12 protein-coding genes and 1 riboswitch are annotated in these 14837 nt (G+C 55.9%); of the genes, 2 read left to right on the forward strand and 10 right to left on the reverse strand.

The genetic code is table 11. The annotated features are described in order from the left end of the window. Nucleotides 1-132 precede the first annotated feature (132 nt). The 6 genes from ET33_RS02240 to nrdI all read right to left on the reverse strand — a co-directional run bounded on the left by ET33_RS02240 (nt 133) and on the right by nrdI (nt 7189). Nucleotides 133-1086 carry an ABC transporter substrate-binding protein gene (locus tag ET33_RS02240; protein ID WP_036675791.1) on the reverse strand — a complete coding sequence of 318 codons (954 nt, stop codon included), beginning with the start codon at nt 1084-1086 and terminating at the stop codon, nt 133-135. A gap of 218 nt (nt 1087-1304) precedes the next feature. Further along, nucleotides 1305-2282: a helix-turn-helix transcriptional regulator gene (locus tag ET33_RS02245; protein ID WP_036676024.1), complete on the reverse strand. Its 978-nt coding sequence runs from the start codon at nt 2280-2282 to the stop codon at nt 1305-1307. A gap of 71 nt (nt 2283-2353) precedes the next feature. Next, nucleotides 2354-3538 carry an MFS transporter gene (locus tag ET33_RS02250; protein ID WP_036675793.1) on the reverse strand — a complete coding sequence of 395 codons (1185 nt, stop codon included), beginning with the start codon at nt 3536-3538 and terminating at the stop codon, nt 2354-2356. A 215-nt stretch (nt 3539-3753) separates the two neighbouring features. Next, nucleotides 3754-4716, reverse strand: a complete 963-nt coding sequence (gene nrdF / locus ET33_RS02255; RefSeq protein WP_029191656.1) for a class 1b ribonucleoside-diphosphate reductase subunit beta — start codon at nt 4714-4716, stop codon at nt 3754-3756. Nucleotides 4717-4758: 42 nt separating this feature from the next. Further along, the gene (gene nrdE, locus ET33_RS02260; protein ID WP_036675799.1) at nt 4759-6843 is read right to left on the reverse strand and encodes a class 1b ribonucleoside-diphosphate reductase subunit alpha; all 2085 of its coding nucleotides are present in this window, start codon (nt 6841-6843) and stop codon (nt 4759-4761) included. After that, nucleotides 6830-7189 carry a class Ib ribonucleoside-diphosphate reductase assembly flavoprotein NrdI gene (gene nrdI / locus ET33_RS02265; RefSeq protein ID WP_036675801.1) on the reverse strand — a complete coding sequence of 120 codons (360 nt, stop codon included), beginning with the start codon at nt 7187-7189 and terminating at the stop codon, nt 6830-6832. Before nrdI ends, nrdE begins: the two co-directional genes overlap by 14 nt. Nucleotides 7190-7346: 157 nt before the next feature. Beyond that, nucleotides 7347-7551, reverse strand: a riboswitch (cobalamin riboswitch). A 252-nt stretch (nt 7552-7803) separates the two neighbouring features. Here nrdI and ET33_RS02270 point away from each other — a divergent pair. Beyond that, on the forward strand, nt 7804-9144 hold the full coding sequence (locus tag ET33_RS02270) for an SCP2 sterol-binding domain-containing protein (protein WP_036675804.1): 1341 nt from the start codon (nt 7804-7806) through the stop codon (nt 9142-9144). A 47-nt stretch (nt 9145-9191) separates the two neighbouring features. Beyond that, nucleotides 9192-9767 (forward strand): TetR/AcrR family transcriptional regulator, encoded by a 576-nt coding sequence (locus tag ET33_RS02275; protein WP_036675806.1) that lies wholly within the window; start codon nt 9192-9194, stop codon nt 9765-9767. Between the two features lie 138 nt (nt 9768-9905). Here the strand turns inward: ET33_RS02275 and ET33_RS02280 are convergent, their stop codons facing one another. From ET33_RS02280 to ET33_RS02295, 4 genes are all read right to left on the reverse strand, one after another. Then, nucleotides 9906-10691 carry an arylamine N-acetyltransferase family protein gene (locus ET33_RS02280; RefSeq protein ID WP_036675808.1) on the reverse strand — a complete coding sequence of 262 codons (786 nt, stop codon included), beginning with the start codon at nt 10689-10691 and terminating at the stop codon, nt 9906-9908. A 116-nt stretch (nt 10692-10807) separates the two neighbouring features. Beyond that, nucleotides 10808-11749, reverse strand: coding sequence for a formylglycine-generating enzyme family protein (locus ET33_RS02285; RefSeq protein ID WP_036675811.1), 942 nt, complete (start codon nt 11747-11749; stop codon nt 10808-10810). Between the two features lie 16 nt (nt 11750-11765). After that, entirely contained in the window at nt 11766-13268 is a 1503-nt protein-coding gene (locus ET33_RS02290; protein WP_036675813.1) for a sulfatase, read from the reverse strand. A 78-nt stretch (nt 13269-13346) separates the two neighbouring features. Further along, entirely contained in the window at nt 13347-14801 is a 1455-nt protein-coding gene (locus ET33_RS02295) for an ABC transporter substrate-binding protein (protein ID WP_036675816.1), read from the reverse strand. Nucleotides 14802-14837 lie beyond the last annotated feature (36 nt).

Here is a 14837-nt window from a genome sequence, read left to right on the forward strand (position 1 = left end):
AAGCTTCCCCGATTCAACTTCACTTTGCGGGGTGGAGCAGTGGTCGGAAGTGGATACCCCACCCCCTCGTAACCTCTATTATCCCCATTTGACCACTTTCTCGACAAGCTAAAGAGCCACAACTGTGGCCCCTTACCGATTCCCCATCGCCTTCATCACTTCTTCGATCGCGATCAATTTGCCAAGCGGCATCGGTCCAAGGATGGACGTATCCTCGATATAGTAGACTTGATTGCTTTTGGGAGCTTTCATTCCGTTCCAGATCGCGTTGTCCTTCAGCATTTCCTTGACGCCCTGTTTAATCGGCGCAGCATAGTTATTTACGATAAAAATATGATCCGGGTTCATCGTTGCCAACGTTTCGAGGGACAAGGACCCGCCCTTTTCGTTACCGGGCACCGGCTTCAGTCCAAGCTCCTTGTAAAAGTCGGCGACACGCTGCTCGTTGAAGGTGATGAATTCTTTCCCGCCGTACATCGCGAACAAGACCGTCTCCCCACTGCGGCTCGCCAGCTTCGCTTTGTATTCTTTCGCCTTACGGTCGAAGTCGGCTAAGAAGGCCGCTGCCTTCTCTTCCTTCCCGATGGCCCCAGCAATCAGCTGCAGCGTCCCTTTCCAATCTTCGGTATACGGAAAAATAACCGTCGGCGCAATTTGGCTCAGCTGGTCGTATTTATCGGCCATATCGTCGGAGGCGATAATGAGATCCGGCTGCGACGCGAGCAGCCTCTCCATGCTCACTTCTTTGCCCAGATCAATCACGGGCTTCCCATCGAGCTTTTTCTGCAAATTCGGGAAGCTGCTCATCATCGTCATCCCTTGGGCGGCCACGGGAATTTCATCCAAGACGACCAAGTCGTCGACAAAAGAAACATAAGGCGCCGCGATTTTTACCGGCCGCTCCTTGATCACCGTTTCCCCTTTCATATGCTTGATCGTCCGCGGAAAAGAAGCTTGCGCCGCCGTCCCCTCGGATTTTTTCCGATCCCCTGAAGCGCCTGCTCCCGGGTCGATTGCCGTACATCCGGCAATCACCCCTGCCATCGCAATCAGAAGCAGAAGCGATAACCAAGCTCGTTTGTGCATGTTTTTTTGGCCCTCCTTTGTTTTTGCCGCCGGTCCTTGCGGTGCTTTTGCTCTTGATTTATTGATAACGATACTCATTATCAACAAATGGTATGCTACCGTATCCGTGTCCGCTCATCCACCCCTGCACGGATTTTTTCGGCGGTTGGCGGGATTTTTATGCGCAATAAAAACCGCCAAAGGAATTTCCTCTGGCGGGTCAAAAAGCGGAAGCCACGTTATTTGCGGACAAGCTCGCCGGGATTGAACCCATATTTCTCACGGAACACTTCGGCAAAATGGCTCGGATTCGAATAGCCGACGACGCAGGCGGCCTGATTCACGTTGACCTGCCCCTTTTTCAGCAGCAGCAGCGCTTTCTCCAGCCTCTTCTCCCGCAAATAGCCGAATACCGTGTGCCCGTACACTTCCTTGAATCCGATTTTCAGCTTAAAGTCGTTGAGACCGACCGTTCGGGACAGCTCCAGCAGCGAAGGCGGACTATCCATGCGGTGCAGCAGCACCTCTTGCGCCTGACGTATTTTCTCCAGATCGTTCTTGCTCAGCTTCGACCGGATATGCTTATCATCGGGCTCGCGATCCCACAGCAGCGTATGAAACGACAGGGAAAGCAGCTCCAGCGCCTTGCTTTCCATATAAATTTTGCGCGTCTCGTTCGAGTAGGAAGCGTCCAGCATCTGCTGCAGGATGACGGAAGCCGCGGGCTCGATCGTCTGCTCGAACAGGCGGAACGAACGGCGGTTGACCAGCTTGGCAAAATCGACGTCACGCTTCCCTTCAAAATCTTCCATAAAACGGTCGAACGTCGCGACTGGAATCCCGATACCAACCGCAAGCATCGGCTGGTTCCCGTCCAAGTCAAACTGCGCGTGAAACCGGTCCACCAACTGCAGCGTACAGCGGTTCGCGCGAAATTCATGTCTCATGCCGGAAATGTTCAGCTCCCGCTTCCCTTGCAGGCAAAAGCTAAGCTCGACCATCGCCGAATCCGTGCGCACCTGTAATTGCCGGTTTCGCGAAAGCGTATAATCCGAAATGACGATCTCCAAATCCGGACGCGGCACGAACCGGCGCAGCGCGCCTTCTCCGGCATGACGCGGAACGGGCAGCTGTTCGGTCCGGTCGGCATAACGGCGCGACAATTGAAAACCGTCGAAAAATGCATTATATATTTGATGAAAATCCTCAGCCATCATCGTTAGCACCTGAATCCTCTCACTCCGTAGTCGTTCATCCCTCCTCTTAAATGATAATAATTCTCAATTGATTAGTCAACTACGATCTGCTGTTCCCCCCGGATTCTCCGGCTGCCCCATACATAGCCCGTAAGCAGCGCAAGCAGCAGGATCAACAGCCAGAACGGCGTTTCCGGGCTGATCCGGTACAGGAACGTGCCGGCCAACGGACCGAGAAGCGATCCGATCCCGATGGATGCGGCGATCATGCCTGCGGCAGCGCCCTGTTCATGCTTCGCTACGGCCAAGGAAGCTCCCGAGGTGAAGCCGGGGATCGCCAGCCCCACTCCGACCCCCATCAGGGCGAAAGCGGCAAAGAACGTGACGATATGGCTGAAGCTTACCAGCAGCACAAGAGCGACGGCGAAGACTGGGACTCCCAGCTTCAGCAATTTTAAGGGCGTCAACCGGTTTTTGCGGACGACCGTGAACTGAACCAGCGCCATCATGAAGCCGATGCAGAACAGAGCTGCGCCGACCGCTTGCGCCGTTTCGGTCGCCGACAGGCCGAGCTTATCCTGAAAATAAAATCCGGCGGTTACCTGGGTCTGGATCAACGCCATCATGACGATCATCGCGACCGCAAGGTAAGGAAGTATTCCTTTGCGCAGCGTTTTTTTCTGCTGGCCGTGTACTTGCGGCTTGGAATTCGCCATGCCGAAGGCGACCCAGAGCATGACAAGCAGAGGCAGAACCACCGCGAGATAGATCGGGGCGAGCAGACTCAGAGCGGTCAGCAGCGCGCCGACTGCGGGACCGACAACAAGCCCGAGCCCGTTGGCGGCGCCGATCAACGACATGCCGGCGGCGCGGTCCTTCTCCGTCGTAATATCCGCCATATACGCCTGGCTGGACGACAGGACGGCCGGAAACGCGGCTCCCAGCAGCAGGCGCGAGATGAGCAGCAGCGTAAACAATACGGCAGGCTGAAACTTTCCGTCCAGTCCTTGCTCGGTCACCGCGACGAACATGCCGAAGCTGGCGGCCATGCCCGTCAGGCCGATCAGCAGCACCGGCTTGCGTCCGATGCGATCGCTCAAGCTTCCCCAGAGCGCCGAAGTGAGCAGCACCATAAATGAGGAAGCCGCGACAATCCAGCCGGCATCCGTTTCCGAAAGCCCGAGCTCACGGATCAGCGGAGCTACGAGCGGATTGAGAATGCCCAGACCGACATAGCCGATCAGGACCGAAGTAAAAATAATGGATTTTGCACGCATCTAACAATTCCTCCCTCCGTTTCGTTCTCTATTCTAGAGCGAACGGAAGCCGGTGTCCGCCGTCCTGCGGAGCATGCCGAACACCAGAGGGATTTTTTCTTAGGGCACGACACAAAAGCACGGTTCGCTACCCTATCCGCTTGAAGCGAATCTCCGAATGGCAAACCGTGCTTCTCTATTTAAAGTAGACTGCCTGCACTATGGGCAGCCGCCATTTATTCAAACCGGAAATCGTCGTCGGTCAGCGGCTCGACGTGAATCGTGCGCACATAGCCGTTTCCTTTTTTGGAAAAGAAATCATGCTGCTTCGTCCGGGTGCTGATGCCGTTCAAGACGATCGGGTTGATCTCTTCCTCCTCGAACAGCGGGTCCTGGCCCAAATTCATCAGCGCTTTGTTCGCGTTGTAGCGCAGAAACGCCTTCACCTCGTCGACTAGGCCGACGGAGGCGTAAAGCTGCTCCGTATACCGTTCCTCGTTGCCGTGCAAATACCGCAGCAGTCCAAGCAGCGTCTCGCTGGCGTCCTCCTGGTCCTCCTCGCTCAGCCCGGCGAACACCTCCTGCGCGAGCACACCGACATACAGTCCGTGGATGCTCTCGTCGCGCAGAATGAGATCGATGATTTCGCCGCTGCTCGTCATTTTCCCCTGCCCGGCCAAATAGAGCGGATAGAAAAAGCCGCTGTAGAACAAGTAGCTTTCCAGCAAGACGGACGCGCACATCGCCAAGTACAGCTCCTTCGGCGTCCGGATGTGGTTGTAGTATTGGGAGATCGTCTCCGCTTTCGTCTGCAAAAACACATTTTGCTCCACCCAGCGGAACACGCCGTCGATCTCTTCGGTTGTCGCCAGCGTCGTAAAGATGCTGCTGTACGATTTGGCGTGAATTTGCTCCATCATGCCCATAAACCCGAGCACCGCCTTGCGCTGCAGCCCTTCGACGTGCTCCAGCAGTTTCGGCATCCCGACGCCGCCCTGGACCGTATCGAGCAGCGTCAATCCGCCAAGCACCTTCATATATAAATCGCGTTCGTCGTCATTGAGCGTCAGCCAGCTCATTTTGTCGTCGGACAGCGGAATTTCGTCGTCGGTCCAGAACTGCATGATGTTCTGGTTCCAGAAGGTTATCGTAAAATCATCATCCGGACGGTTCCAGTTGACCGCCTTCAACACGCTCATACCATTGGCTCCTCTCTCTTGCTTGCTCGAATGCTGTCGTCGTTACACGGAGCAGCTTATGCATTCTTCCATCGTCAACCGGTTCGTCCGGGTATAGTACAGCGACTTCAAGCCTTTGCGGGCCGCATAAATGTAATACCGTGCCAGCTGTCTCGTCGTCACGTCGCTGTTGACGTGCAGTACGGTCGAGATGCCTTGGTCGACGTGTGTCTGAATCTCCGCGATCAGATCCAACACCTTGAACTGGTCCATCTGGTAGGCGGACTTATAGTAGAAGAAGTTGTCCCGGTTCATATACGGCATCGGGTAATACGTCGTCGAGTTCGCGTACGTCCGCGTCTCGATCGGCTCCACGATTGGCATGATGCTGGAGGTCGCATTTTGGATATACGAGATGCTTTGCGTTGGGGCAATCGCCAGCCGATAGGCATGATACAGCCCGTGCGTGCGAACGGCCTCCTGCAGCGCCCGCCAATCTTCGGGAGAAGGAATCGCCATTTGCCCGAACAGTTCCTTAACCTTCTCCGTACCCGGGCGGTAATCCGTACTAATGTAACGAGCGAAATAACTGCCGTCGGCGTAATCCGACCGCTCGAAGCCTGCGAACGTAACCCCCGTCTTCTTCGCCGTCTCCATACTGGCTTCCAGCGAGTAGAAATTCATCATCATGAAGAAGGTGCGAACGAAATCTTTGGCTTCTTCGCTTTCGTACGCGATCTTGTTCTTCGCCAGGAAGCCGTGCAAGTTCATCGCGCCGAGCCCGACCGAATGCATCTCGCGGTTCGCTTTCGCCACGCCCGGCGCATTGGCGACATGGGTCATATCGCTGACCGCCGTTAACGCCATGATCCCTTCGTGGACCGATTCACGTATTTTGCCCTGTTCCATCACATTGACGATGTTAAGCGAAGCCAGATTGCAGCTGATATCGCGCCGGATGATGTCCGGCTGCCCGTAATCGGCGATCTCCGACGTTTCCTGAAGCTGGAAAATTTCCGTGCACAGATTGGACATTTTAATCGAACCGATATTTTTAAGCGCATGCGCCCGGTTGGCGTTGCTTTTGTTCATCATGTATGGGTACCCGGATTCGAGCTGCACCGTCGCAATCTTCACGAGCATGTCGCGCGCGCTCATGACGGCTTTCTTGCGCACCCGGTCGTCGGCCATCAGCTGGTCGTACATCTCGTCCATATCCATGTCGTCGAGATGCGTCCCGTAGGCCTTCCAGACGGAATATGGCGCAAACACGTGAAGCGGCTCGTTCTCCTCGGCCAGTCGGTAAAACCGGTTCGGAACGATCAGGCCGATCGAGAGCGTCTTCAGCCGGCTTTTCTCGTCCGCGTTAATTTTTTTGCTGTCCAGAAACTCCATAACGTCCCAGCCGAAAATGTTGTAATAGGCTGCACCGGAGCCTTTGCGCTGTCCCATCTGATCGGCATACGAGAACGCGTCCTCCATCAGCTTCAGCACCGGCATGATGCCTTTGGCGGCGCCTTCCACGCCTTTGATCGGCTCTCCGCGTCCGCGCAGCTTGGACAGATTCACCGCGACGCCGCCGCCGATTTTGGACAGCTGCATGCACGTCGCAAGCACGTAGTTGATCGAATTGAGCGAGTCGTCCATCTCCAGCAAAAAGCACGATACCATCTCGCCGCGACGGCTTTTTCCGGCGTTGAGGAACGTCGGAGTCGCCGGCTGCAGCCGCTGCTCCATCATCGAAGCCGCCAAGGCCCGGGCCGTGTTCGCATCGCCTCGTCCGAGATACAGCGCCACGATCGCCACGCGGTCGGGATAATGCTCCAGGTAGAGCGAACGGTCATTGCTTTTCATCGCATAATCGGTATAAAATTTCGACGCCGCCATGTACGACTGGAACTGGAAGCCGTAGCTGTGCGCAATCCGGTAGATGTCCTCGACCTCTTCCGGCGAATAGCGGTCGTACACGTTCTCGTAGAAGTCGTTGTCGATCATATAACGGACCTTTTCAGCCGTATCGGCGAAACGGATGCTGCTGCGTTCCACCTCTTCCATAAACGCTCGGACCGCCTCCCGGTCCTTCTCCAGTTGAAAAAATCCGTCCGCTTCCCGCCGCATCAGTTGGTTGTTCAATTCAATATGCCGCAACGGTGCCCACCTCGCTTCTAAACGTTTCTACATCGCGCTTCGTCCCTGCAAGCTCGAATTTGCCCAAAACCGGCACGCCGTACATGAATGAAATCCGATCGGCGCTCTTGGCAAAGCCATCGCCCCAATTGCGGTTGCCGCTGGAGGCGACCCCAAGCAGCCGGCTGTGATTGCGCTCAAGAAAGGCGGCCGTTTTCTCCGGAACCTGACCGAAACCGGTCGTATACGTAACAAGGACGAAAGGCTCGTCCATCTGCATGTTCTCCTCGATTTGAACCGATGGCATATTCAGCTTACCGATAAATCTCCGCACATTCCCCGTTCTGGAATCGTACGCAATCAGCATGGGTTCTCGTCTCCTTTTTTCTCTCCCGCCAACGCCTCAGGCCCGGCAAAAAAAGACGCCGCCGGCCCGCAGAACGGACCGAATGCGTCTCAAAAACAGCATGTAAATAAACATGCTGTCTAAGCACGATGCCGGACACGTTCCTATCTCCGTAGGGCGGGTGTCGAGTGAACAGGCAGGTCTCCTGGCTCGGAGTCATCGCTCCCTCCCCCTTCCCGGCCATCCATGCAGCAAGACCAGTGGGCGAACTCGGAGGGACACTCTTCCTTACAGTGGCGGGACCGCGCCGGCTTTGCACCGGACTTCCCTATTAAGCCTGTCCGTGTCTTTCGCGGAAAGGCACCTGTCCAATCACGATATGTAGATGATAGTTTCAAATCTATATCAAGATATTGTGTTTGTCAAGACTAATGCTCACGGCTTGAACAGTGGTCTGCGGGTGATTTTTGGGGCGCATTCGGCCCCACCTGCCTCCTGGTGCGGGTTCCGCAAATGTGGATATTTATTGACCGTTTTAAATATGATGATTATAATATTTATGATGATCATCATATTTAGGTCGTCGATCCGGTTTCTTCATTTTCGTTTTTGGAACGAAAGGAGCTATAATGATCATGAGAAGAAAGCTTGAAGACCACCCTACCGTCCGACAGCATCTTGCCAATCAGCCCCCTTCCGGCACGTCCCGGGGAACGGCCCTCGATGCCGCCTGGCTGCGCAATCTTTGTCTGGAAGCGGGAGCGGACGACGTCGGCTTCGTTGCGGTCGAACGATTCGAGCTGGACGGACAGCGGCACGAAATACGCGAGCTGCTGCCGGATGCCGGTCTGCTGATCAGCTTCGTGTGCCGAATGAACCGCGAGCCGGTCCGGGCAGCGGCCCGCTCCGTCGCCAACGCGGAGTTTTATCATGTGCACGACCGCATCACGCATGTCGGGCATGAGATTGTAGCCCGTCTGGAGGCGATGGGCATCAAATCGGTGAATCCTCCGATGGGCTTCCCCATGGAGGTGGCCAGGGACGGCAAGCAATGGGTCATTTCGCACAAGCCGATCGCCGTGGCGGCCGGGCTCGGTCAAATGGGCATTCACCGCAATGTCATTCATCCGAAATTCGGCAACTTCATTTTGCTCGGGACCATCGTGACCGACGCCCGCATTTCGGAGGAGTCCAGGCCCATCGACTACAATCCGTGTCTGGAATGCAAGCTCTGCGTCGCCGCCTGCCCCGTCGGCGCCATCGAACCGGACGGGCACTTTAATTTTTCGGCCTGCTACACGCACAACTACCGGGAATTTTCAGGCGGGTTCACCAACTGGATCGAGACGATTGCGGATAGTAAAAACGCCAAAGCGTACCGCGCCAAAGTCGAAGACGGAGAAACGGCCTCCATGTGGCAGAGCTTATCGTTCGGCGCCAATTACAAGGCTGCTTACTGCATGGCCGTCTGTCCCGCAGGAGAGGACGTCATCGGCGCGTTCTGGAACAACCGCAAGCAATTCCTGGAGGACATCGTCAAGCCGCTGCAGAACAAAAAGGAAACGATCTACGTCGTTCCCGGCTCCGATGCCGAGCAGCATGTCGTCCGCCGCTTTCCGCACAAGCAGGTGAAACGGGTAAGCAACGGGCTGCGCTCGAAGTCCGTCCGATCTTTTTTGAAGATGCTTCCGCTGTTCTTTCAGCGCCATCAGGCCAAGGACTTGGACGCAACGTATCATTTTACCTTTACCGGTCAGGAAGAAGCGAAAGCAACGGTCGTGATCAAGCAGCAGACGATCACCGTAACGGAGGGGCATACCGGCGAAGCGGATTTTGAGCTGAACGCAGACAGCGGAACCTGGATTCGCGTCCTTGGGAAGATGGAGCATCCGCTTCCCGCCATGCTGCTTCGCAAAATCCGGACGAAAGGCCCGCTCAAGCTGCTTACTGCGTTCCGCAAATGCTTTCCTTCGTGACATCATGGAGAATACACATCAATTATCGTTAGGCGTGGTGAGAAATAATGCCTTATACCAAAAAACATAAAATGAACATCCGTCATAAAATTTTGCAAAGCGCCTCGCAAGCATTCCGGGCGAACGGGATCAAGGCGGTCAGCGTACCGCAAATTATGAGCGGAGCCGGACTGACGCACGGCGGCTTCTACGCCCATTTCGAAAACAAGGAGCAGTTGGTCGCCGAAGCGTGCAAAAGCGCGATGGAAGGCACCGTCACCCGGCTCGGCTCCGTCGCGGAACAGGCGTCAGACGGGGAGAAGCTAAACGCCGTGATCGAATCTTACTTGAGCGCGGCCCACCGCGACTCGTCGGAGCAAGGCTGTATCATGCCTGCCCTAGCGGGCGAAATCGCCCGCTCTTCCGAGGACATACGAGAAGTGTTTACCGAAGAGGTCTCCTGCTTTCTCTCCTTCGTCTCGGGACTTGCCGGTCAAGACGAGGACCAAAGCATCGCGCTGACCGCCACCATGGTCGGCTCCATCCTGCTGGCCCGTTCCGTCAACGATCCGGAGCTAAGCGACAAAATTTTGAGCGCATGTCAAGCCGACTTAAAGCAAAGAACTGCCAGCCCCGTTTCTTAGCGGTGCGGCAGTTCTTTTTTATCCCATTAATTATTAACTTCATTGATAATATGCTGCATTAACTATATTTTCGTCATAATCACGAAGTATTTGAACCATCTTTGGATTTTTTGTCGAAGGCTCATGCGTCCTCCTCCTTCATTCCAAAATAATGCCAAAATGACTGCGCAGCGCTTCGGCGTACTCTTCTTTGGTCTGCGGGGTAAAGGTTTCGACGCTGTCGGCGGTGAAAATCCGAAACTCCTCCCCGGCCAACGTCTTGCGCCCGTCCCGGGTACGAATCGCCGCCCTGGCATGATTGATGAAGACCGAGTCGGGTGCGGTTTCGCACCAATGGCTCGCCATGATGAAGTCCTTAGGCAGCTGTGGCTCTTCGGTAAAGGAATACAGCCAGCACCATTGCCCGTGCTTCAGCTCGCTGAGCACCCAACCGTAATAGGGGTCGCGCTCCATCCGGTAACATTCGTCTCCCTGCTGATGCTCTAGTCCTTCAATCAGTTGGACAGGCCGGCGTGGAACAATCCCGCCTACTCCCACATCGCACAGATACGTCGCACCTCCCGCCTCCACCTTCAGCACCTGATGGCGGCGCTTGGGGGGCGGTGCCGGCTCGTCGCGCCAGAAGCGGGCTACGAAATCCGTGACCGGGTATCCCAGCTCCCGCAGCAGCCAGCCGAAGAGCGCGTTAAGTTCGAAGCAGTATCCGCCGCGGCCACGAACGACAATTTTGTCGATCAGATCCTCGACTTCCAATGACAGCGGAATGCGACGCACAATATCCAGGTTTTCGTAAGGTACCGAATGAATATGGCATTCCTGCAATTCGGCCAGCACGGCCGCGCTTCCGTCCAGTGGACCGTCGTATCCGATACGTTCTAGGTAAGCGCTTACTTCGGGCCTCACATCATGGCGGCGGTCGATCATCGTCTAAACTCCACTCCTTGTCGGCATTGATTAGCGTAGAATAACGAAGTAATGTATTCGTGGAGCATCCTCAGATATCCTTTTTTTCCGTACAATGCCGCTCAAGAAAGAAGCTCCTAAGCATCCGCCGCGCAGCGAAAGCCCATATTGCCGGTGGAGCTGTCCGGCGTGTTGGCGGTTCTTGCCGCTACCCGGTACCGGTTGCAGTACGATTTGTGACACAGATACGATCCGCCGCGCATGACACGCGCTTCTCCGGCGGAAGCGCTCCGCGGGCTAAACCTGTCCGAGCACCATTCCCAGACGTTTCCGGAAACATTGTAGAGGCCGTATCCGTTCGGCTCGAACGAACGGGCTGGCGCCGTTCCGGCATAACCGTCGCCCGCATTGTTTTTATCCGGAAATTTGCCTTGCCAAATGTTGCACATGTGCCGTCCGTCCGGTTTCAGGATATCCCCCCAAGGATACCTCTTCTGGACAAGTCCGCCCCGGGCCGCATACTCCCATTCCGCTTCAGCAGGCAGGCGTTTGCCCGACCACTGGCAATAAGCTGTCGCATCGTTCCACGAAACATGAACGACCGGATGGTCCATCCGATCCTCGATCGAGGAATCCGGGCCTTCGGGGCGCTTCCAACAGGCGCCTTCCACTACCCACCACCATGGGGTATGTCGTACGATCCGGCTTACCTTTTTGGAGGTTGCCGCCGAAACAAACAAATGAAAAACGTAAGACCAGCCGAACCGTTCGGCTTCCGTCCGGTAGCCGGTATCGGCGACGAACGCTTCAAACTCCGCATTCGTCACCGTGCAAGGATCGATATAAAAGGGGCTTACCGTAACGTTGCGTACAGGTCCTTCCCCATCCGCAGGAAAGCCTTCCTTATCATCGGTTCCCATCAGAAACGTTCCTCCCGGCAAATAGATCATTCCGCTTTTGGGATCGTTCCGCGGCGGTGCTGCACGAACAACCTCTTCGATCGGCGTCACAGCGGAAACTTCGGAGCCTCTTGTTGCGGCACAGCAGCAGGAACGACGGCTTTGATCCGCATCATCCATCTTGCACACCTCGATCTCAACCGGATTGACCGGATATGCCCAGCCGTTCGAGCTGCTCGGCCGGAGCCTTCAGCTCTGCCAGCTTGGCCGCCAAAGCCCGCTGCATGTCGGCGAGCTTGTCCGGCCGCGTCTGAAGCAGATTGATCCGTTCGCTCGGATCGTGCCGCTTATCGCTCAGCCATGTCGGCATCGGCCAAGAAGGGCAGTCGACTGCCCGACGTCCGTTTTCGAACGGACCCAGACCGTAAGGAATGAATTTGGCCGTGCTGTGACCGTACCAATACAGCGGCTGGTTCGATGCGACCGGCGACTGATGAAGAGTCCATTCCCCGTCCGTGATCGATACGCTTTTGCCGAACATGCCCAGAATTGCATAGTCCCGGGTAGGCGCCTGCGCGTTCCGCAGCACGGGAAGCAGGTCGACGCCGTGACGGTCCGGCGGACAAGGGCGGCCGACGGCGCTCAGCACCGTAGGATAAATGTCCACAAGCTGGACGAGCTGGCTGCGCCGTTCCCCGCGGCCGTGATGCGGATGCGCGATAATAAACGGAATGTGGCCGCACGCATCGTGCTGATGCGTCTGCAGCTTGCCGATCCGGCCATGGTCGCCGTTGTACGTTCCGTGATCGCTCGTAAAAATGACTATCGTGTTGTCCCAGAGCCCCAACTCGTCCATTTTGTCGAGCAGCGTGCCGAGCCAATGATCGGTGAGCGCCACCATGGCCGCATACCGCGCCTGTACATGCCGCATCTCGTCGGGGGTATAATGGTTCTCCCAACGGTCATAGGGCACCATCGACGTCCATTTCCCGACCGCATAGCCGCGGGGATCGAACTTTTTCAGCCACTCTTCGGGCGGGTCCCAAGGCTCGTGCGGGTCGAAGCAATCGATATGCAAGTAAAAGTTCTCGTGAGCTTGGTTCACTTTGAGCCACTCCGCAGCATGCGTAAACACTTGGGCGCAAAAGTAATCGCTTTCCGATTTGCGCGTCAGGTGGACGTTGCGGAAATGCCGCTCGACCTTATGATCTCTCTCATCGGGGCAAGGAAAGTCGACGGGATCGGTTTTCCAGGCGTCGGCCTCGTGGCCGCGGATGAACTCGAAGCCGGTATAGCCCATATGGTAATTACCGGCCCCCTGCTCCCACAAATGAAAATGATCCGTCACCATATAGCTGACCGGATAGCCTTGAGCCAGCTGGCGGGTCAACGATCCGTTCGGGCTGCCCGATATTTGCCGGGGCAGGTCGTAATCGTCATCCTCCAGCGGTCCCCACCCCCGCTCCAAAAATTCGTACCGGCCCGTATAAATGTCCCGCCGGGCCGGCATGCAAGGCGTCGAGCCGGCCCAAGCCTGCTCGAAGACGGTTCCCCGGGCCGCCAAACGGTCCATATTGGGGGTCGGCACGACCCAGTCTGGCTGCTCCGGGCTCATCACCCGGTTGACGGGACGGCCTTGATGGTACGGCCCGCAATGATCGACACGCAGCGTATCGCACACGATAACGATGCAGTTCATCGTTCTCCCTCCCTGTAAATCAGCCCCCTGAGGCTGCCGAAGTTATGCACGTACAGGGGGCATTCCGGCCGAAGCCGCTTATTTTTTTGAGCCGTACTGGTTATCTTTGCTCCAATTGTTCGCTTTCATCGCTTCGTCCATGCCGCTCTGCAGCGTCTTTTGCATCTCCATTACATATTTCTCCAACGTAACGGAGTTCTCGAGATAAAGCTGGCCGATTCGCGCCAAATCCTCATTCAGCTTTTTGTTGATATGCGCGGCGTAGAAGTTGACAAGAATGCGGTCGCCGACAAATTGGAAGCCTTGAAGGTTGTCCGGAAGCTTGACGTTGACAAGCGTCGTTGCCGTATACATCTTGTTGCCCATGATGGCGGCAACCTCCGGCGAAGACAAATATTTCAGGAAGTCCGTCGCCGCCTCCAGCTTGTCCCCGGTCACCTTCTTCGGAATAGCGAACACCATATCCGGATAGCCACCCAGCTCGTAATATTTCTCAGCTGCATTCGGATTTTCCGCTTTGGTCAAGTACGGGAGCGCGAACGTGCCGTATTCGAACTTTCTCGCCTTGGAATCTTGAATCGTCTTGAGCTCGAAGTTGCCCGCCATCACCATCGCCACGTCGCCGCGCAGGAACATTTCCTTGGCCGTATCTCCGTTGGTGCCGTTAAACCCTTTGGCCCAATACTGCGACCAATCCTTCACGATCGGCAGGACGGCGTTCCAATCCTTCGATTCGAGGTTGATGACGCCTTGGTCGACGGCCCCTGCGATTTCATTGAGCTCCAGCTGCCGGTTATTGTTCCAGTCGAAGGAGCGGACCTTCTCCGCCGCGATTTGGTTCGTCATCAGGTTCACGACCCACAGCAGATGGTTGTCGCCCGGCTTCGAGTTGGCGAAGGCGAATGGCGTCACGTTGTTTTCTTTCAGCTTTTTCTGAACATCGATAAATTCCGGCCACGTCTTCGGCACCTGCAAACCGTGCTTTTTGAACAAGTCCTGATTATAAAAGACGCGGATCGCAAGCGTCTGGAGAGCGACGCCGGACAGCTTGCCGGAAATCGGATTTTTCATTTCGCTTAGGATGGTCGGCGTAAACGTATCCTTCCATATTTTGTTATCCGTGTACGGATTGGGCTTGTCGTATTCCGCCGTCAAATCGGTGAGCAGATCTTTGTTCAAGTCTTCGTGCGTCCACGTGTAGCGGCTCGGAACAATTTCCGGGGCCGTTCCGCCGATCAGGCCGGTTGTCAGCCACGTGCGAAACGCGTCGCCGTCGCTGGGCGTGTAGTCGAGCTTGATTTTGACGTTCGGTTTTTTCTGCTCGTAGCCATTGACGATTTCCTGCCATACGGCTTTCGTTTCTTCCTGCTTCGGCGTCTCTACGGCGAACGTCAGGTTGACTGTTTTAGGCGCATCCCCGCCGGTCCCCTTCGGTTGGTCCGCATTCGAAGGACCGCAGGCCGCAAGCGCGACAGACAGCCCCACCGTTAAGGACACCCCTTTGGATAGTCGTCTCTTTTTCCCGATAAACATGCACAACACCCCTTAGCTGTATGATATTATTCTATC

Origin of the sequence: Paenibacillus tyrphae, assembly GCF_000722545.1 — a bacterium.
Taxonomy (GTDB): Bacteria; Bacillota; Bacilli; order Paenibacillales; family NBRC-103111; genus Paenibacillus_G; species Paenibacillus_G tyrfis.